The sequence below is a fragment of the Neobacillus endophyticus genome (assembly GCF_013248975.1).
GTDB lineage: Bacteria > Bacillota > Bacilli > Bacillales > Cytobacillaceae > Neobacillus > Neobacillus endophyticus.
Window position 1 is genome coordinate 4848992 of record NZ_JABRWH010000001.1, and the last position, 18917, is coordinate 4867908.

Consider the following 18917-nt stretch of genomic DNA (forward strand, 5'->3'; position numbering starts at 1 on the left):
CGAGAATTTTCGAGAAAATCATGCATACAGTAGAAAAAATGTAGGTATTTATTGATTTTAGTCTTGTTTTGATAGCTTTTGTCATGTGGCAGGAAAATTTGATATGAATTGTGAATAACTAACATAAAACATAATTTCTTCCTGAAACATGTAGAAAGGAATGATGAACGATGAAGGTTTATACCTTAAGTGAGGTATCTAAGAAAATAAATGTAGCAGTAAGAAATATCAAACAATGGGAAAAGGAATTAGAAGATATCCTCGACGTCCCACGCTCCAAGCAGGGAGCAAGAATTTACTCAGATACCGAGATTCAGCTGCTTTTAGAGATTAAACAAATGTATGCAAAAAAATTAAGTAAAGATAAAATTCGCCAGGTACTTCAGAAGTTTGAGCCAGAACCAAAAGAGTTTCCTGAGAAATTTGAAAACCCAGTTACCATTCCAGAGCCATCCGTTCATACGTATGAAGTGATTACTCAAACAACGCCAACCTCTGAAGCTGCTTCAGAAAATCAGCTGCAAAATGCTCAATTGTTTTTTGAAGCTATGGATACTTATAAAAAAACATTTCTAAATGAAGTAAAGGATGAGATCCGCAGCGTTGTCCGTAAAGAAGTAGTAGATGAAATAAAAAAAGAAATCTCAAACTGCAATTTAAAGGCTGTCAAAACATTTTCTGATTCGGTATACAAATCTAATGCCAATACAATGGCTGAGCTTGAGAAATTGTCAGGTGCCATTGATAAGGCCTCTGAACTAACAGCTGACAAGATCCAATACCTAGCTGATAATATTAAACACTCTTCCTTTGGCACCTCTGATGAAATACTCACATTATCCAAACAATTGGCTGATACCACTGAAGAAATATCTCATCATATTGAGTTTACAACCAGTGAAATTTCACATTTAACCGAAGTGATTTCAAGGGAAAGAGAACTATTGATTGAAGACCGTGAGGAACTACGTCATGAAATCAAACAAAGAGAAGCTGCTTTTCAACATATGTTGACGAATTTTAGGGAAACAGCAGCTGCCAAGAACAGAAGTTGGTGGAAATTCTGGGCATAAAAAACCACAATTGGATCGTATCTTTTAAAAAGGAGGATGAAAAATGAATACGAGTGAAGTGGCGAAATTATTGGGAGTATCAGCCAGTACGATACAGCGCTGGATCAAGCAGCTATCATTGCCAATGGAACGAAATGAACGCGGACATTATTATTTTAATAATGAAGATATTGAACTGCTGAAAAAAATCCATGAACAGCTTCAAAACGGAACTCTACTTCAAGATATTCCCCCATTAGACGACAAGAAAAAGTCCCGTAAAGGAACAGTCAAAACTGCTGATCATGACCAGGCAATTGAATCCTTAATTACAAAAATGAAAGAGTTAGAATTGAGTATACATGCCAAGGCTGATTCCGTAACATCGTATCAAATCCTTCAGCATCGCAGGGAAATTGAAGATCTTCAATCACAGGTAACCGAATTAACCCGACAGGTAACAATGCTAGAGGACCAATTAGCAAAATTGCAGAATTCTTCGCAACAAGAAAAACCCCTAGTCCTTGATAAAGGAAAGGTAAAAAGAAAGAAAAAAAATTTTGTAAGCTCTTTATTTGGATTTTAGTTCCCAATATAAAAATGACCGAACGTGTTCATTACCGTTTGGTCATTTTTATTTGCTAATTGTTGAAATTGACTAAAATTTATTCCAGGAAAATAATACTAAAATCGTTTTAGTTTGCAGAGCTCATATAAATTGATAAAATTTCTATATCTATATAGCTACTCCAAAAAGAAAGAAGATGAATATTTTGCATCTTGACAAAAAAGACATAAAAAACATCACCTATTCTATCCTTGACCTGTCTCCCGTTATTGAAGGCGGGAATGCTGCAGATTCGTTAGCTAATACATTAGATCTTGCCCAACATGCTGAGAGGTGGGGATATCGCCGTTTTTGGCTGGCAGAGCATCATAATATGCCAGGTATAGCAAGTTCAGCGACCTCGATTGTCATTGGCCATGTAGCGGCAGGGACGACAAAGATTCGCGTTGGATCGGGAGGCATTATGCTTCCAAATCATGCCCCACTCGTTATTGCTGAACAATTTGGAACACTTGAATCTCTCTTTCCTGGAAGAATCGACCTCGGACTGGGCCGAGCACCAGGCACAGATCAACTGACTGCGCACGCCCTAAGAAGAGATAGGCATAGTGATGGTCAGGATTTTCCTGAGCAGTTAGCAGAACTTCGTACCTATTTCGATCCCTCTTTAGCATATGGTAATAAACCGGTAAGGGCTATACCTGGCGAAGGGTTGCATATTCCAATTTGGCTTTTAGGGTCCAGTGGCTATAGTGCCCAGCTCGCTGGACAACTTGGATTGCCTTTTTCATTTGCCAGCCATTTTTCACCGGAATATACAAAACCTGCACTTGACTTATATCGCAGTTATTTCCGCCCTTCTAAAGCTCTGGAAAGTCCGTATGTCATGGTAGGGGTGAATGTTATTGCTGCGGATACTGATCAAGAGGCAGAGAGATTGTCGACATCCATGCAACAGCAATTTTTATCACTTTTAAGGAATAATCCTGGCAAACTGCAGCCGCCAGTTGATAACATAGATACCCTTTGCAATGCATATGAGAAATCACTGTTAGACCAACGTTTGAAAACCACCATTGTTGGTTCATCAAGTACGGTGAAAGAAAAGCTGCAAAGCTTTTTAGATGAGACTCAGGCAGATGAAATGATCATCAATGCCCAAATATTCGAGCATCAAGCACGGCTTAAATCATATGAGATATTAGCAGAAATTGTACACTAATATACACTAAAAAAAGCTTGAGGACATCTATCCTCAAGCTTTTTTTAAACCCTTTTTTAAACCCCTATGATATCTACAAACCGGCTGCTGATGATTTCATCATAATTCTCTTTTAATTCATCAAGTGGTATCTTTAACACTTTTGTGAGATGTTCCAAATATTCTTTATCGTTCCTCAGCCAAGAAGAATAATTTCTTTTAAGGTGTCTTTCCGCATCCAAATAGGTTGGAAAGCGTATATCGAGTCTTTCTCCTTTATGGATAATGGAAATTTGGCCTTTTTCTTCTGGGACGATATAAGAAATCTCTCCATTATGATTTTGATAGCTCGAACCTACAGCAGACTCTTTAAGATTAAATTCATTCCGATCAGCATCCGGTTTAAGCGGAATAAGATGAAATGCATGGGCCACATATGTTTCAAATGCTTCCTTTGTTAAATCCGCCCCCGAGGCTTTGCGATGTCCCCCGCCTCCGTATTTTTGAGCAAATTCTGCCACATTCACTTCATCATGTATGGTGCGGAAGCCGATTTTTTTGCCGCCAACATTTAATAAAGCAATTAAATCAAGGTGAGGATTCAAATTATTTAAAGCATTCCCGAGCTCAGACAAATATTGTTCGGCATGAACAATTCCAACACAATAGTTATCCACAAAAGTTTGAACCATTTGCCTGTTTTTAGACTGAATATAGCGCTGAATCTTTTGTTCTTCAATGTCCAACAAGCGATTTTCTTCATCAGTTAATGAAAAAGAGTCTTTATGATGTAAAATACGTTGTATGACCTCTTCCTCAAACTGCTCCCGATTCAGAATATAAAATAAATCATTTAACCGTTTAGCGGTGAAATTTTGGTTTTCATCCCATTCCCACGTGTCATATTGTCTGACTAAATCGATAAAAGCCTCGAGTGCTTTATTTCGTTCCAGCTTTCCTGTTCGAATCAGCTCATCATAAAATAAAGAGGTTGCACATGTCTTTTTTCCATCTTCATATTCAGTTTTAACAGTACCCCACTCATATTCATTAAAATGCATAGCAGTCACATGATGATCGATGACCCGGACATGTTTTCCCTGCCGGAATCGTTCCATCAGTTTTTTTTCAACTTCACTGTTTACTGCCAAATCTGTTATGTATAATTCCTCCTGGGCACTTTCCGACTTTGTTAGAAACGTTTCGACCCTTTGATTTAAATTTCGATAGGAGCAATAGAAAATATTGGCCCGCTCCCCAAAAGCAATTTTTGCAATCACACCACAGCCAAGCCCATCTAAATCAATATCTGTAAAAATTTTTACCATTTTGCGACACCATCCAATATTTTTTCCATAAATGATAGTTTTTCTCAGAGTTATCCCCACTATACCATATCCTGCATATTCGTTCACTGCTTTAGGAAAAATCCTAGAAAGGTTGTTAATTTCAGTTATATCGTTGTGCTGGTTAATCATAGATTTGACAATTAATAAGTAAAGTCCTGCTCCTCTAAACTTGATGAAACAAAAAAAGCAGTCCGAATAAATCTGGAACTGCTGTTTTTTCATATATTAAACTGTAACTGCTGTGAAAAATTCTTCATACAATGCCTGAACGGCCCTTTTCTCATCTGTTTCTTTAACGCCGAACATCATGCTTACTTCTGAAGAACCTTGATTTATCATCTCTATATTGACTTTCGCTTTGGCTAAAGCTTTCGAAGCTTTTGACATTGTTCCGACATTTCTGCGCATTCCCTCTCCTACAACCATGATAAGAGCCAGGCTGTGCTCGATTTTTACTTCATCTGCATGCAATTCTGTTTTGATTCGTTTGATTATTTCCTTCTCTGTTTCATCATCCATCTGATTTTCACGTAGAATGACAGATACGTCATCGATTCCTGAAGGAGTATGTTCGTATGAAAGACCATATTCTTCTAAAATCCCTAATAACTTACGTCCAAAACCGATTTCCCTATTCATTAAATATTTACTTACATAAATACTGCAGAACCCATCATCGCTGGCAATTCCAACTACAGGACCGTTACCGTTCTCTCTCTCTGCCACAATTCTTGTACCAGGTGCAGCAGGATTATTTGTATTTTTTATATGTACTGGTATTCCAGCACGGAATGCAGGGACAAGCGCCTCATCATGCAGAACAGTGAAACCTGCATAGGACAACTCCCTCATTTCACGATAGGTCAATTCTTTAATTTCCTTAGGTTTTTTTATAATAAAAGGATTTACTGAATAAACCGCGTCTACATCAGTAAAGTTTTCATAAAGATCCGCTTTTAATGCATTCGCAAGAATGGAGCCGGTAATATCTGAACCACTGCGGGAAAACGTATAGACTTCTCCTTCATGACTGTACCCAAAAAATCCTGGGAAAACCAAAATTCCTGGTCTGTTGTGAAGTGAAGACAGTAATTCATATGCTTCCGGTAAAGCTTGGGCATTTCCCGGCTCTGCGCTTACAAGTAGACCTGCTTCCTTCGGGCTAACATAACTAGCCTGGATTCCTTTTGATTGAAAATAGGCTGCGACCAATTTGGCATTATTATCTTCACCGCTGGCTTTAAGCAGGTCAATAAACCGGTCTGGCTTGCTTTGGTCAGAATTTAGCCTTGAAGCAAGGTCTTGTTGAATTTCATCAATAACTTGAGAAGGAATAGACAAATCTTCCGCTATTGTCTTATATCGACCAACAACTGCATCTATCTGTTCTTTTGGATTAATTCCGTCTAATGCCTTTTCTGCACATTCAATTAGTAAATCTGTTACTTTAATATCTTCTGTAAACCTCTTTCCTGGTGCTGATACAACCACAACCCTACGTTCAGGGTCTGAAAGGACAATTTTAAATACTTTTTCCAACTGTTGTCCAGATGCTAAAGAGGATCCGCCGAACTTAACTACTTTCATCAAAACATCTCCTATAAAATAAAAATATAAACATAATTTTATAACAATTTAGAAAATATTCAAGAGTTTTTTCCTCCTTACACGTACATTTGTCCATTTCCAGTAGACATTTTTAACAAAAAAACAGTGAGCTTCCATAATAAGCTGTCACTGTTTAATTTTTATCTAATAATCTCAATGAAATGAAATAGAATTTTTGCTGTTAACCCCCAAATAGTCTTATTTTCATAAAGATAAAAATATTCGTCCATACTTCTCTTTCGCCATTTATAATTTTCTCCGCCGGGAATCAGGTCAAACGGAAAATTTCTTTCAGGTTCAATCTTGAATTGCACTTGATAAATCTTTGGAGGCTGATTGAGAAAAAAGGAAATTGGTACTGAAAAGATTTCACCTACTTCCGCAGGATTCACCGAAATATTTTCCGGATTACTTATATATCCAACAAACGGGAAAAGAATCATGTCAGAGGGAAAATACATATAATCAAGTGGAAATATATCAAATATCTCGTCTTTTTTAACACCTAGTTCTTCCATCGTTTCACGAATAGCAGCGGCCTTTTCATCTATATCAGCAGCATCAACTTTACCTCCAGGGAAACAAATCTCCCCAGGCTGTCTTCTTAATTGCTGTGACCGAACTTCGAATAAGACATGTATCCCATCTTCCTTTTGTATAAGTGGGAGCATGACTGCATATTTTTTTACATGACCTCCGCCCAAAATGGATGGCATATGATTTTGCAATTTCGTAACAATCTGGTCCCGTTTCATATTTTCACCTACACATCAAAGATTCATTAGTAATAGCATATCACTATTTACATAAAAATCCTTTAAATTAACTTACACACAGTAATAAAATAAAAAAACAGCCCCACTTTCGAAATAGAGGGCTGCCATAGGATTTATTCAGACTTTTCATACCATGTATACATATATTGTGGATCTTCCCATTCACATGCATTCTTTACGACTCTCAGAGGGTGAAATGTGTCGATCATGACAGCTAGCTCCGTTGTTTCTTTCTTGCCAATGCTGCTCTCTATCTTTCCTGGATGCGGGCCATGTGGAATCCCACTTGGATGTAATGTGATAGAGCCCTCTTGAATCCCTTTTCGGCTCATAAAATTACCTTTTACATAATATAAAAGTTCATCACTATTGACATTACTATGATAATATGGTGCTGGAATCGATTGTGGATGATAATCAAAAAGTCTTGGCACAAACGAACAGACCACAAAGTTGTGCCCTTCAAAGGTTTGATGTACTGGTGGGGGCTGATGGATTCTTCCAGTAATAGGCTCAAAATCTTCTATATTAAATGCCCATGGATATAAATATCCATCCCAGCCAACTACATCAAAAGGATGATGTGCCATAATATGAGAATGAATGGCCCCTCTTGATTTAGTTAAAATCTCAAATTCTCCATTTTTCACTTTTGTGATTAAACATTCGGGACCACGTATATCCCGTTCACAAAATGGGCTGTGTTCGAGCAGCTGACCATATTCGTTTCGATATCTTTTTGGTGTCGTAATTTGGCTTGTCGTTTCGATGACAAGCATCTTAGTGACTTCACTTTCATTAGGGCAAATTCGGTACACCGTTCCAATGGGAATAATAAGGTAATCGCCAGATCGATAGCTTAAAGTTCCATACATCGTTTCAAGCGTCCCAGAACCGTATTGAATAAACAGCAGTTCGTCTCCATCACCGTTCCGGTAGAAATTGTCCATGGATACCGTGACAATCCCGATACCAATCAGTACATCTTCATTCCCTAAAAGATATTGTCTAGCTTGAATAGCATCACCAGATTTCTGTATTTTTCTCGTCAGAAAATGACGATGCTTTAGTGTTGGATTCTCTTCATATTCAATTAGAAAGGGCATACTCCTTCCCACTTTTACCACTTCTGTCGGCATCCCATGATGGTATAGTATGGACTGTGTGCCAGAAAAGCCGCGTGTACCCATCACTTGTTCACGAAACAGGCTGCCATCCTCCTTATTAAATATGGTATGCCGCTTTTGGGGGAGTTCCCCAAGTTGCCGATAGTACAACATTTACACCCCCTATCAAATACATGTAACCCGAAAATCTACTTACTGGCGACGTCCAGTATCTTACATCTCTCTATTTTTCAGTAAATTTGTTCTATCATTCTTTCTACAGGTTTCCTCTTCGTTCCTGTTCCCGTTCAATTGATTCGAATAATGCCTTGAAATTTCCTTCCCCAAAGCCTCTGGCGCCTTTACGCTGAATGATTTCAACAAAAAGTGTCGGCCGATCAACAATTGGCTTTGTAAAAATTTGCAGCAAGTATCCCTCATCATCACGATCAACTAAAATATTCAATTCCCTTAAGCTTTCCATCTCTTCATCTATTTTTCCGATCCGTTCAGTTAATGTATCATAATATGCACCTGGTGTGCTTAAAAATTCAACACCCTTTTTCTTTAATGCCTTCACTGTTGAAACTATGTCTTCAGTTAAAATGGCTAAGTGCTGAACACCTGGTCCGTTGTTAAATTCCAAGAATTCTTGAATTTGCGATTTGCGTTTCCCTTCAGCCGGTTCATTGATTGGAAACTTAATCCTCCCTCCATTATGCATCACTTTGGACATTAAAGCAGAATATTCTGTCGTAATATCCTTATCAGTGAAATGGTTCATCTCTTTAAAACCCATCACTTTCGAGTAGTAATCAACCCACTCTTCCATTCTTTCAACATTTCCTACCACATGATCAATACCAATTAAACCGGAATCTTCAATAGGAAAAGAGACTCCATTTGCGACATATCCAGGTAAAAAAGGCCCTTGATAATGTTTCCGTTCGATCAAAGTATGAATTGTGTCCCCATATGTACGGAGGACGGCTTTTTTTATTACCCCATATTCATCTTTCATTTCAAAAGGAGCGGTATAGACAATTGCTCCTCTTTCAACAGCCTTAGAAAATGCCGATTCCACATCATCCACCAATAAGGCGATGTCCCTTACACCATCTCCATGTTTTTTCACAAACTGCGATACTTTACTATTCTCAGTATAGGATCCTGTTAAAACAAGACGAATATGGCGCTGTTTTAACACATAGGATACTGTTTCACGGTTGCCTGTTTCGAGCCCGGAATAAGCGATTGGCCGAAACCCGAAAGCTGTACAAAAAAAATGACTGGCCTGTTTGGCATTACTAGTGTATATCTCAATGAAGTCCACATCCCTGACTGGAAAAAAATCGTCTTCCACTGTCTTTTTCTCCCTCATATTGAGCCCTCCATTTCTACCGTGTCTTATTCAGAATCATTTTAAAATACAAACTCTTTTTGCCTCAAGAACAGGGTGTACAGCAATAACGCTTTTTAGCATTAAAGATTTAACAGTATTTATTTTTGCACTAAAAAAAGGAACAATCTCTTAATGAGATCGTTCCTTTTTTCATGCCAGCTATTTCCTTTTTTAAAAAAATAATTTTGGCCATTTGAGTAAAAAAAATTTTTTGATTAGGAAAGGATGGCACGGTCACTTGCCATTTGCATGCCGCGGATTCGTTTAAATTCACCTAATAATCCTTCAATTGTCAAATGTCGTTTCTCATCTTCATCTACCTCTAAAATCACTTGCCCTTTATCCATCATAATTAACCTGTTACCGAGGTCTATTGCCTGCTGCATATTATGAGTAACCATCAATGTCGTCAAATTATATTTTTCAACAATCTCTTTCGTAAGATTCGTGATCAGTTCTGCTCTTGAAGGATCCAGTGCAGCAGTATGCTCATCCAGAAGTAAAATTGAAGGTTCAGTAAAAGTGGCCATTAACAAGGAAAGTGCCTGACGTTCACCGCCCGATAGCAGGCCGACTTTCGCATTTAATCGATTTTCCAATCCAAGATGCAAGGATTCAAGGACTTGCCGAAAGTGTTCACGCCTTTTTTTCGTCACACCCATTCTTAGTGTTCTCGTCTTATTACGTGAGTAGGCCATTGCGAGATTTTCTTCAATCGTCATACTTGGTGCCGTACCAGCCATTGGGTCTTGAAAAACCCGGCCAATCATTTTGGATCTCCTATATTCTGACATGGACGTTACATTTTTGCCGTCAATCCATATTTCTCCAACATCTGGAAATAAAACACCGGAAATGATGTTCATTAATGTTGATTTTCCCGCCCCATTACTTCCAATTACAGTAACAAAATCCCCCTTCTTTAAGTTGAGAGCCACTTGGTCGATGGCAATCTTTTCATCAGGGGTCCCTTCGTTAAAGATCTTATGAATCTGATTTAACTGGAGCATGATGTTCCCCCTTTCGCTCAACTGCGACATGACTCATGCTTAATTTTTCAGCTTTTTTGCGTGCTTTACGCTTCTTCTCTCTAGAACGTTCAATGAGTCTTGGTGTAGTTAAAGCAAATATAACAATGATTGCCGTTATGAGCTTCATATCCCCAGGCTGCAGGAATTCTACTCTTAAGGCAAGTGTAACAACGATCCGGTAAATGATAGAACCACCAATAACGGCTAATGTGGTTCTGGCAATTGTTTTTGTACCAAATAATGCTTCCCCAATAATAACTGATGCAAGGCCGACAATAATGGTACCAATCCCCATACCAACATCAGCAAATCCGCCCTCCTGTGCAATTAATGCACCCGAAAATGCAACTAGGGCGTTTGAAAGACCCAGTCCTAACACCACAAGAAAGCTGGTATTAGCCGAGAAGCTGCGTATCATCCGTTGATTGTCACCTGTTGCTCTAATCGCTAAACCAATTTCTGTTTTTAAGAACCCATCAGTTATAAATTTGATGATAAAAGTTACAACAAACATAAACAGTAAAATTCCCCATGTATCCGGCAGACTGTCTCCCAACCCGGCCATTTTTAACAAACTATTGAAAAATGAATCAATCCCTAGATTTTTAGAGATATCTGCTATTTTGGTAAAAGCAGTATCAGTATTTAATAAAGGAATGTTCGAGCGCCCCATAATTCTTAAATTTATAGAATAAAGCGCTATCATCATTAAGATTCCCGATAACAAGTTATTAATTTTTCCAAAAGTGTGAAGCAGTCCAGTTATACATCCTGCTAGAAATCCGGCAAATAACGCTGTAACTGTTGCCAAGAATGGATTAACACCATTTATGATCATAATCGATGTAATGGCAGCACCTGTTACAAAACTTCCGTCTACTGTTAGATCCGGAAAATCAAGAATACGAAATGAAAGATACACACCTAATGCCATAATTGCAAAGATAATACCTGCTTCAAACGAACCAAATATGGCTGTAAACATTCACTACCATCCTTTCACCATAACTCTCGCCAATAAATTAGAGGCTGTTTTATATGTATTTGGATGAGAGGAGTCAATCCAACCTGGATTGACTCCAAAAAAGATTGCTATTTCCCATCATAAAACTCGCCAAGCTTGCTCCATTCCTCTTTCACTGTTAAACCTTGAGCTGCAGCAGCTTTCTTATTGATAACCAGTTTTAAGCCTTTTGGCAGTTCTACAGGTATTTCTGAAGGTTTTTTCTTGCTTGTTAAAATATCAGCCGCCATTAACCCGGATTGGTAACCAAGATCAAAGTAGCTGAAGCCGCTCGCAGCAACTGCACCCTTCTTCATTGAATCTAATTCTCCTACAAATAGTGGAATCTTTTTATTATTTGCTACGGCAATTACAGAATCAAGTGCAGTAACGACGGTATTATCCGTTGGAATATAGATTGCATCCACTCGGCCGACTAAAGATTCCGCTGCCTGTTTTACTTCGGAAGTATTAGAGACAGATGCTTCAACAAGACTTGCTCCTTTATCTTGAACTATTGTTTTTACTGCTTTTACTTGTACAACTGAATTTTCTTCCCCAGAATTGTAGATAACTCCAATTTTCTTTGCCTTTACTTCATCTGTAATAAAGCTAATCGTTTTTTTCGTGGCATCAGGATGATTATCTGTTGTTCCCGTAATATTTTTGCCTGGTTTGTCAAAAGATTTTACCAATCCTGCTCCAACAGGATCTGTGACAGATGTAAAAACGATGGGAATATCCTTTGTCGCATTTAATGCCGCGGTTGCACTAGGTGTAGCGTTCGCAAAGATTAAATCCACTTTATCACCAACAAAATTCTTTGCAATGGTTTGAGTATTATTCATGTCAGCTTGAGCATTTTGTTCATCATATTTGACATTAATCCCTTTATCTTTCAATGCCTGTTTAAAACCTTGTGTCGCTGCGTCTAAAGATGGGTGAGGTGCAAACTGAGAAATCCCAACCTTGTATTCTTTTTTTGCTCCTCCCACCTGCGAACTTCCTGAAGTGTCTTTACTGCCGCAACCCGCAAGCAATAGCATCCCTGCTACAGCAATAGATAATCCTTTAACTCCTTTTTTCATTGGTAAAATCCCCCTCAATTTTCAAAAAATTTAATATTTTAAAAATTATTCTAGTATTTGTTTCCATTAAAATCAATAGAAATAGCAAAAATATTTTTACACTTTAAAGTTATGAAACTTACAGTTTAGCAAAAAAAAATGCCTTCAATATTTTTTGAAGGCATTTAAATAGCTTAATCAGAGTATGAGTAGACTTATATTTCCCAATCTTTTGTATTCTCGAGAAGTTTATCAATTTCTAGCGGCTTCATTTTATAATTTTTCTCAGATGTTAGATCCGCCGTTGCATCTAGCAGCTTATCAATATCAATATATACGATTCCCATAATCTAACCTCCGTTGTATGTATTTTTGGTTTTTCTTATCAAAGGATTCGAATAACCCTTTCAGATTATGGGGGTCACTATGATCAAGTTTTCTTCTTTTTGAATTAAATAATTGGATACATGCAAAAAAAAATCCGGCCAGGTAATTGGCCGGATTTTTGCAATAATGATGCTAGAGATGTATTTCTGCTTATCTCTTACGAACTTTTTGGAGTTGTTTTGATCCCTTTATTTCCTTTTGGACCTAAATAGTTATAATCGTCAGGATTAATTGGTGTAAATCCTTTTGGTTTGTAAAAACGCAACAAATCCTTATTCACAATCTCGTCAGACATTTGCAGCTCTGTTTTTACTCTTGAATCTATATCCTTACATAGCACATTTGAACTTAACAATTGCTCAGTTTGAGCAGAATAACACTTATCATTGATTTGAATCACTTTATCAGATACATAATCCCCATTTCGGAATAATGCCCAGTTGCGATGCTGCTTGGATAAAAGGTCCGAACCAAATTCAATGAAGTTCTTAGTGTCAATTCCTAATAGATGTAAAACAGTAGGGCGTACATCAACTTCACCGCCTACTTGTGTTTGAATACCGCCTTTAACACCAGGCACATGGATAATTAATGGAACTTGCTGTAATTTAGCATTAAGAACCGGTGTTATTTGATTAACACCTAGTACCTTTGTCATCGCTTCATTATGGTTTTCAGAAATACCGTAGTGGTCGCCATAGAAAACTAGCACTGTCTTATTCCATAATCCATCTGCTTTTAAAGCGTTAACGAACTGTTCCAATGCCTGATCCATATAATTTGCAGATTGGAAGTATTGGTTAACAACTGCATCGTCTGTATTAAATGCAGGGAAGTTAGTATCTTGAGGATCCATTGCAAATGGGAAATGGTTCGACAAGGTAATAAATTTCGCATAGAATGGCTGTTTCAAACCTTCCAACATGGACATTGACTCTTGGAAGTATGGTTTATCTTTCATACCATAGTTTTTGGTGTTCGCTGGTGACATATCATAATAGGAAGCATCAAAAAACTGATCATAGCCTAAAGCTTTATACATTACATTCCGATTCCAGAATGTCTTGTAGTTACCATGAAAAACAGCAGAGTTATAACCATAGCCTTTTAAAATAGCAGGTGTTGCTTGATACGTGTTTTCCGCTTTATTGATAAACACGGCACCTTGCCCCAATGGATACAAAGAGTTTTCCATTAGGAATTCTGCATCGGAGGTTTTTCCTTGGCCTGTTTGATGATAGAAATTTTTAAAATAGAAAGTATTTTGATCATGAATTAATGAATTTAAGAATGGCGTAACTTCCTGACCATTTGGCATTTTATAATCAATCATAAAGTTTTGGAAAGATTCCATAGAAATAAAGATTACATTCATGCCCTTTGCTTTACCAAAATAAGCAGGATTTGGCGCTGTATAGTTGGCGTTTCTATAGTTCTGTACATCTGTTATATCACTTGAATCAGCAAGTGCACGTTCACTAGAAGACTCAATATTTTGGATTGTATCATATATAGTAAAGTTATAGGCGCCAAGATATTTCACTAAATAGTTCCGGTCAAAGGAACGTGATAATAACTGCGGGCGATCCTTTTCAGCTAATCCCAAGTTAAATAAGAACACTGTAATTGCAAGCAACAGCACAACTTTATAAGATTTTCTGTTATTGACAGTAACTTTCTTGAATACCGTTAACGCAAGAATAATTAAAATGATGAAATCCGAAAAATAAAAAATATCTGTTGGCGAAAGTAAAGAAACGGCACTATCACCAAGTTGTCCCCCATTAGATTTAGCTTGCAATAAAACTGGGATGGTTATGAAATCATTAAAAAAGCGATAATAAACGATATTTGCATATAATAAAAAAGACATCAGAAAATTGATAATAATCATCACGAGTTTGGTCCACTTTTTAAACAGAAGTCCAAGACCTAAAAAAAATAGCGCGGAACTTAATGGGTTAAGAAATAAGAGAAACTTCTGAAGATTATTATCGATTCCCAATTTAAATTCAATGCGATATGCTATATACGTTTTCATCCAGAATAATACAACAGCAATGACAAAGAATGTAATATGACTATTATTTAATTTTTTTGTTAGTCCTATTTTATTCATTATAAATTTTCTCCTCTCACTTACCAAAGGATATTCGGTAAACGAACCTCAATTACTATATCATACTTTCCAAAAAAAGAAAATCAAATTTCTCCCTTCAATATTGTATCATCAATAGATCCGCCAACATTATTTGTCAGTGTCTGATAAATAAAACTCGCCGATAGGACAAGATCCTAAAGGCGAAGACTGTGATATAGTTGCCTTTAGTTCTGCTAGGAACGGTAGACTTTCCTGTCAGTCAAAAATAGGCAGACTCCTATTTAGTTTATATTATGAATGAAGCAAATGGGACATGACTTTCTGTTTTCTCAATTATATAAGACGAATAAGTGATTAGCTTTGTTTCACTATTTATCATTTTCAAAGCGTTTTACAGTATTTCAAATTTCCTCAATCATTTCTAAATATAATATACTTGAACGATTTAACATGCAATACGAATTTAGTTGTATTTTCTTTCCATGGCGGCGAATGAAAATTCATTATATGGCTAAGTATATATAATGGTAGGAAAAAAAATAGAAAGGGGTTTTTTTTTGCCAAGAATGAGGCCTGAATTTACTAAAAGTCCCTATTTTGTTGATGAACCGGGTAACTGGCACTTTAAGCCCGGGGCTCCCAAAGAACTGCAAGCGGAACTGGAAGCCTATTTAAAAAGTCTCAATGAGGATTACGAACCTGGTGCCATTAATGGAAACAAAATAGATTATCCTTATGGTCATTAAAATTTCATTATTACAAGGAGTGATATTATGAATGAAAACAGAGTAAAACAAATATTATCTTCTTCTGCGGATATCGAAGTTAAATACAATGGGGTATCCGTTTGGATTGACCAATTGAATGAAGATGGACAAACAGCGACCGTTCATTTAAGAGGACCTCTTGAAGAAAGATCTACAGTTAGAATAGATGAACTTATCGAAGAATAAAGCAATTCATATAAAAAGGCAGGAAAATCTCCTGCCTTATACCATATCCTCATTTTCTTTTTCAATGTCGGCTGGTTGCGGATGTTCTTTTGAAACAATTGTTCCCAGAACTTCACGGTCAAACTTTCCAGCATCCTTTCCAGCCCCTGGTGCAATATTAGCCATTGGAAGCTGTTCTAATTCCTTTCCTCTCGGCATCTTTTCTCACTCCTTTAAGGATAAGTTACCCTCTTAGAGTATATTTTAATCTTCCACTCCTTTATTGATTCAAAACCCCATGTTTTGCTAACAGTTGAATGGTCATATCATCCATTGGCGGATTGTGCAGCCCCGCTCTTACATCCCGATAATAACGCTGGAGCGGGCAATTTAATGAAAGACTTTTTGCACCAACAATCCTCATCGCAAGATCTGTTATTTCAATAGCTGCATTGGTAACTGTAAGTTTAGCTGCCCCAAGGACAGGAGCCAGTTTATTCTTTTCTTCTTCATTTGAATAATCCCATTGCTTCGCCGCCCCATATAAAAGATACTCTGCTTGAATTAATTTTAATTCCATCTCTCCTATCTTTTGTTGTACATTAGGCAGGTCAATAATTGGTCCGGTTACACTGTTTGGAGAGTATTCTCCAGCAAATTGCAGTGCATATCTTTTTGCTGCCTTTGCTATGCCTAGATAACAAGCAGGAATGTGTAGAAGCCATCCATTGGCTCTTTTTTCACTCAGTGATATTATTTCAACTAAATATTCATGTGGAATCTCGACATGATCCAAGATTAAATCATGACTTCCAGTCCCTTTTAGAGCAATACTATCCCAAGTTTCCTCTATACTTACACCATTACAAGTACGTGGAATGAGAAAATTTGCCACTTCATTTGTTTCCTTAACGGTGGCACTGACAATAAAAAAGTCCAAAACGGGTGCCATGGTTGTAAATGTTTTTCTGCCATTTAGGATCCAAACGTCCTCATTTCTCTCAGCCGTTGTTTCTGGTTTACCTCCACGGGTCGGACTTCCGGTTTTTGGCTCAGTTGCTGCACTATTAATTAACGCCCCAGATTTGACACAATTACATAAGTAGGAAAATATCTCCTCTTTCCATGTCCCCTTTTCACTAAGATTAAAAATAATTCCCATATGCCATCCGATTGCCAAAGCTGTTGCTCCGTCACCTTCCGCAATCATTTCTTGAAGGCGTATCATTTCATATAGGGAAAGACCCTTTCCCCCATATCTGGACGGCACTGTCAGAACGGTATATCCTGTATTTTTTAAATCTTCCATGTTATCAAACGGAAAGCTTCCTTCAACGTCAATTTGATGTGCTCTTGCTAAAAACTTTTTAGAGAGAACTTTCATTATCTCTAATCGTTCGTCTAAGTTTTTTGCACTTTGAAAATCCATTTCCATTCTCTCCCGCCTTTCTTTCTTTTCTGTTCTCTTTCATTTTTTCATTATTTCTTGAATTTTGCAAAATAGAACAATTACAAATAAGTTTAACTTTGAATATATTTTGAACGTTTTGTGCTATTTATCACTGTGTTTAACTGAATAAAATACTATAATGCAAGTGGAAATTTCCCATCGCAAATGATAAATGAATGTTTTAATTTTAATATCTGGTTTTTTAAAGAATAAAACGGTAGGAATACAAGGGGGATTTTTATGAATCAGAGAACAAGACAGCTTTTTATCCAAACAGGAAGCCTCATTACCGGGTTTATGGTTTGGGTTCTTATATCATCCCTTATGCCTTTTATTAAGGAAGATATTCATCTTACTTCTACACAAATATCATGGGCCACGGCAGTACCAGTGATACTTGGATCACTACTTCGAATTCCTATAGGATATTGGACGAACCGCTATGGCGGTAGAATTTTATTTACCATCAGTTTTATCATTCTACTTATTCCAATAGCCATTGTGAGTGTTGCAAACTCTATATTTATGCTTATTCTAGGCGGTTTTATGCTTGGTATTGGAGGAGCGGTCTTTTCAATTGGCGTAACTTCTTTACCAAAATATTATCATAAGGCAAAACATGGATTTATTAATGGGATCTATGGTGCAGGTAATATCGGCACCGCGGTTACAACCTTTCTTGCTCCGTTTTTGGCAAATCAGTTTGGCTGGCGAACCGTCATTAAATTCTATTTGATTTTGGTCCTAGTCTTTGCTTTACTTAATTTGATCTTAGGTGATAAAAAGGAACAAAAAGTCTTTAAACCTCTTTCTGATCAATTTAAAGCGGTATACAAAAACCCAAGGGTTTGGTGTTTAAGCTTATTTTACTTTATTACTTTTGGTTCGTTTGTTGCTTTTACGCTCTACTTACCTTCATTTTTAGTCAATCATTTTGAATTATCAAAAGTGGATGCCGGGCTGCGTACGGCTGGTTTTATTGTCTTGGCGACACTATTCAGACCAATTGGCGGATGGATGGGAGATAAAGTGAATCCGTTTTTAATCCTAATGGCAGTGTTCTTTTGGCTGACTTTTGCAGGATTTCTATTATCATTTACTCCTTCACTCCCGATCTATTCCTTTGGCTGTTTATTAGTTGCATTCCTAGCTGGTATTGGAAATGGTGCGATCTTCAAACTTGTTCCAATGTATTTTTCAAAACAGTCAGGAATTGTAAATGGAATTGTTTCCGCAATGGGAGGCCTTGGCGGTTTTTTCCCCCCGATTATTTTAACGACCTTATTTAATTTTACTGGCCATTACGCAATCGGCTTTATGTCCCTTTCAGAATTTTCTTTAGCAAGTTTAGTCATTGTCGTCTGGTTTTACTATCAAGAAAAATTAAGTATTTCATCTAAAATTGTTGATTGTACAATAGAAGGAATTTGTGTCACAGACAAAAATGGAATTATTCAAAAAGTTAACCCTGCCTTCACAAAAATAACTGGATTTAAAGAGGAAGAAGTATTGGGAAAAACCCCAAGTATTCTTCAATCTGGAGAACATAATCATGATTTTTATAAAAACATGTGGAAAGATCTTATTGAAACCGGTTTTTGGGAAGGTTCCATCTGGAATAAACGAAAAAATAATGAGATTTATAAAGAACGGTTAACCATCACGGCTATTAAAGATGATTCAGGCGAGTCACAGCAATATGTCGGTATATTTAGAGAAGAAGCTGCAAAATAAACATTTCTAACCAACCTTCATCCAGCGATGGAGGTTTTTTTTATTTATAGTTAATTTTTACAACTTTTTGTCTAACTTAATCAGTTCACAATTCCTTCACGTTTTTTGTGACGTACGTCACAAATTTCGCAATGGCTCCTAGTTTATATT

General features: G+C 37.1%; 18 protein-coding genes. 6 read left to right on the plus strand and 12 right to left on the minus strand.

Annotation, left to right across the window (positions count from 1 at the left end; genetic code table 11):
- Nucleotides 1–170 precede the first annotated feature (170 nt).
- The 3 genes from HPT25_RS24030 (at nucleotide 171) to HPT25_RS24040 (ending at nucleotide 2842) form a co-directional block, all read left to right on the plus strand.
- Entirely contained in the window at nucleotides 171–1073 is a 903-nt protein-coding gene (locus tag HPT25_RS24030) for a MerR family transcriptional regulator (protein WP_173070005.1), read from the plus strand.
- Nucleotides 1074–1116: 43 nt separating this feature from the next.
- Complete coding sequence (locus HPT25_RS24035; protein ID WP_173070007.1) at nucleotides 1117–1638, plus strand: MerR family transcriptional regulator; 522 nt, start codon at nucleotides 1117–1119, stop codon at nucleotides 1636–1638.
- Between the two features lie 178 nt (nucleotides 1639–1816).
- Entirely contained in the window at nucleotides 1817–2842 is a 1026-nt protein-coding gene (locus HPT25_RS24040; RefSeq protein ID WP_173070009.1) for an LLM class flavin-dependent oxidoreductase, read from the plus strand.
- 56 nt (nucleotides 2843–2898) lie between these two features.
- Here HPT25_RS24040 and HPT25_RS24045 read toward each other — a convergent pair whose 3' ends face one another.
- From HPT25_RS24045 to ltaS, 10 genes are all read right to left on the minus strand, one after another.
- Complete coding sequence (locus HPT25_RS24045; protein WP_173070011.1) at nucleotides 2899–4149, minus strand: DHH family phosphoesterase; 1251 nt, start codon at nucleotides 4147–4149, stop codon at nucleotides 2899–2901.
- 246 nt (nucleotides 4150–4395) lie between these two features.
- Entirely contained in the window at nucleotides 4396–5757 is a 1362-nt protein-coding gene (locus HPT25_RS24050; RefSeq protein ID WP_173070014.1) for an aspartate kinase, read from the minus strand.
- Nucleotides 5758–5918: 161 nt separating this feature from the next.
- On the minus strand, nucleotides 5919–6533 hold the full coding sequence (locus tag HPT25_RS24055; protein ID WP_173070016.1) for an NUDIX hydrolase: 615 nt from the start codon (nucleotides 6531–6533) through the stop codon (nucleotides 5919–5921).
- Between the two features lie 134 nt (nucleotides 6534–6667).
- Nucleotides 6668–7834 (minus strand): homogentisate 1,2-dioxygenase, encoded by a 1167-nt coding sequence (locus HPT25_RS24060; RefSeq protein ID WP_173070018.1) that lies wholly within the window; start codon nucleotides 7832–7834, stop codon nucleotides 6668–6670.
- Between the two features lie 103 nt (nucleotides 7835–7937).
- Nucleotides 7938–9041, minus strand: coding sequence for a 4-hydroxyphenylpyruvate dioxygenase (gene hppD / locus HPT25_RS24065; protein WP_173070020.1), 1104 nt, complete (start codon nucleotides 9039–9041; stop codon nucleotides 7938–7940).
- Between the two features lie 236 nt (nucleotides 9042–9277).
- Nucleotides 9278–10072 (minus strand): ABC transporter ATP-binding protein, encoded by a 795-nt coding sequence (locus HPT25_RS24070; RefSeq protein WP_173070022.1) that lies wholly within the window; start codon nucleotides 10070–10072, stop codon nucleotides 9278–9280.
- A complete protein-coding gene (locus HPT25_RS24075; RefSeq protein WP_173070023.1) occupies nucleotides 10047–11078 on the minus strand; it encodes an ABC transporter permease in 1032 nt (343 codons plus the stop codon). Before HPT25_RS24075 ends, HPT25_RS24070 begins: the two co-directional genes overlap by 26 nt.
- A 107-nt stretch (nucleotides 11079–11185) precedes the next feature.
- Complete coding sequence (locus tag HPT25_RS24080; RefSeq protein ID WP_173070025.1) at nucleotides 11186–12184, minus strand: ABC transporter substrate-binding protein; 999 nt, start codon at nucleotides 12182–12184, stop codon at nucleotides 11186–11188.
- 194 nt (nucleotides 12185–12378) lie between these two features.
- On the minus strand, nucleotides 12379–12510 hold the full coding sequence (locus tag HPT25_RS29180) for a hypothetical protein (RefSeq protein ID WP_281368244.1): 132 nt from the start codon (nucleotides 12508–12510) through the stop codon (nucleotides 12379–12381).
- A gap of 197 nt (nucleotides 12511–12707) precedes the next feature.
- Nucleotides 12708–14669, minus strand: coding sequence for a lipoteichoic acid synthase (gene ltaS / locus HPT25_RS24085; RefSeq protein WP_173070027.1), 1962 nt, complete (start codon nucleotides 14667–14669; stop codon nucleotides 12708–12710).
- A 506-nt stretch (nucleotides 14670–15175) separates the two neighbouring features.
- Between ltaS and HPT25_RS24090 the strand changes: the two genes are divergently transcribed.
- On the plus strand, nucleotides 15176–15397 hold the full coding sequence (locus tag HPT25_RS24090; RefSeq protein WP_246277274.1) for a hypothetical protein: 222 nt from the start codon (nucleotides 15176–15178) through the stop codon (nucleotides 15395–15397).
- 27 nt (nucleotides 15398–15424) lie between these two features.
- Nucleotides 15425–15604: an H-type small acid-soluble spore protein gene (locus HPT25_RS24095; RefSeq protein WP_173070031.1), complete on the plus strand. Its 180-nt coding sequence runs from the start codon at nucleotides 15425–15427 to the stop codon at nucleotides 15602–15604.
- Nucleotides 15605–15640: 36 nt separating this feature from the next.
- Here the strand turns inward: HPT25_RS24095 and HPT25_RS24100 are convergent, their stop codons facing one another.
- Both HPT25_RS24100 and HPT25_RS24105 read right to left on the minus strand, forming a co-directional pair.
- Nucleotides 15641–15802, minus strand: coding sequence for a hypothetical protein (locus tag HPT25_RS24100; protein ID WP_173070033.1), 162 nt, complete (start codon nucleotides 15800–15802; stop codon nucleotides 15641–15643).
- Nucleotides 15803–15863: 61 nt separating this feature from the next.
- Complete coding sequence (locus HPT25_RS24105; protein WP_173070035.1) at nucleotides 15864–17012, minus strand: acyl-CoA dehydrogenase family protein; 1149 nt, start codon at nucleotides 17010–17012, stop codon at nucleotides 15864–15866.
- 261 nt (nucleotides 17013–17273) lie between these two features.
- Between HPT25_RS24105 and HPT25_RS24110 the strand changes: the two genes are divergently transcribed.
- Nucleotides 17274–18767 carry a nitrate/nitrite transporter gene (locus HPT25_RS24110; protein ID WP_173070036.1) on the plus strand — a complete coding sequence of 498 codons (1494 nt, stop codon included), beginning with the start codon at nucleotides 17274–17276 and terminating at the stop codon, nucleotides 18765–18767.
- The last annotated feature ends 150 nt before the right edge of the window (nucleotides 18768–18917 follow it).

Excerpts from the sequence above, each read along its gene's own strand:
- HPT25_RS24030 (WP_173070005.1), top strand. The coding sequence starts at position 171 with ATGAAGGTTTATACCTTAAGTGAGGTATCTAAGAAAATAAATGTAGCA.
- HPT25_RS24035 (WP_173070007.1), top strand. The coding sequence starts at position 1,117 with ATGAATACGAGTGAAGTGGCGAAATTATTGGGAGTATCAGCCAGTACG.
- HPT25_RS24040 (WP_173070009.1), top strand. The coding sequence starts at position 1,817 with ATGAATATTTTGCATCTTGACAAAAAAGACATAAAAAACATCACCTAT.
- HPT25_RS24045 (WP_173070011.1), bottom strand. The coding sequence starts at position 4,149 with ATGGTAAAAATTTTTACAGATATTGATTTAGATGGGCTTGGCTGTGGT.
- HPT25_RS24050 (WP_173070014.1), bottom strand. The coding sequence starts at position 5,757 with ATGAAAGTAGTTAAGTTCGGCGGATCCTCTTTAGCATCTGGACAACAG.
- HPT25_RS24055 (WP_173070016.1), bottom strand. The coding sequence starts at position 6,533 with ATGAAACGGGACCAGATTGTTACGAAATTGCAAAATCATATGCCATCC.
- HPT25_RS24060 (WP_173070018.1), bottom strand. The coding sequence starts at position 7,834 with ATGTTGTACTATCGGCAACTTGGGGAACTCCCCCAAAAGCGGCATACC.
- hppD (WP_173070020.1), bottom strand. The coding sequence starts at position 9,041 with ATGAGGGAGAAAAAGACAGTGGAAGACGATTTTTTTCCAGTCAGGGAT.
- HPT25_RS24070 (WP_173070022.1), bottom strand. The coding sequence starts at position 10,072 with ATGCTCCAGTTAAATCAGATTCATAAGATCTTTAACGAAGGGACCCCT.
- HPT25_RS24075 (WP_173070023.1), bottom strand. The coding sequence starts at position 11,078 with ATGTTTACAGCCATATTTGGTTCGTTTGAAGCAGGTATTATCTTTGCA.
- HPT25_RS24080 (WP_173070025.1), bottom strand. The coding sequence starts at position 12,184 with ATGAAAAAAGGAGTTAAAGGATTATCTATTGCTGTAGCAGGGATGCTA.
- HPT25_RS29180 (WP_281368244.1), bottom strand. The coding sequence starts at position 12,510 with ATGGGAATCGTATATATTGATATTGATAAGCTGCTAGATGCAACGGCG.
- ltaS (WP_173070027.1), bottom strand. The coding sequence starts at position 14,669 with ATGAATAAAATAGGACTAACAAAAAAATTAAATAATAGTCATATTACA.
- HPT25_RS24090 (WP_246277274.1), top strand. The coding sequence starts at position 15,176 with ATGGTAGGAAAAAAAATAGAAAGGGGTTTTTTTTTGCCAAGAATGAGG.
- HPT25_RS24095 (WP_173070031.1), top strand. The coding sequence starts at position 15,425 with ATGAATGAAAACAGAGTAAAACAAATATTATCTTCTTCTGCGGATATC.
- HPT25_RS24100 (WP_173070033.1), bottom strand. The coding sequence starts at position 15,802 with ATGCCGAGAGGAAAGGAATTAGAACAGCTTCCAATGGCTAATATTGCA.
- HPT25_RS24105 (WP_173070035.1), bottom strand. The coding sequence starts at position 17,012 with ATGGATTTTCAAAGTGCAAAAAACTTAGACGAACGATTAGAGATAATG.
- HPT25_RS24110 (WP_173070036.1), top strand. The coding sequence starts at position 17,274 with ATGAATCAGAGAACAAGACAGCTTTTTATCCAAACAGGAAGCCTCATT.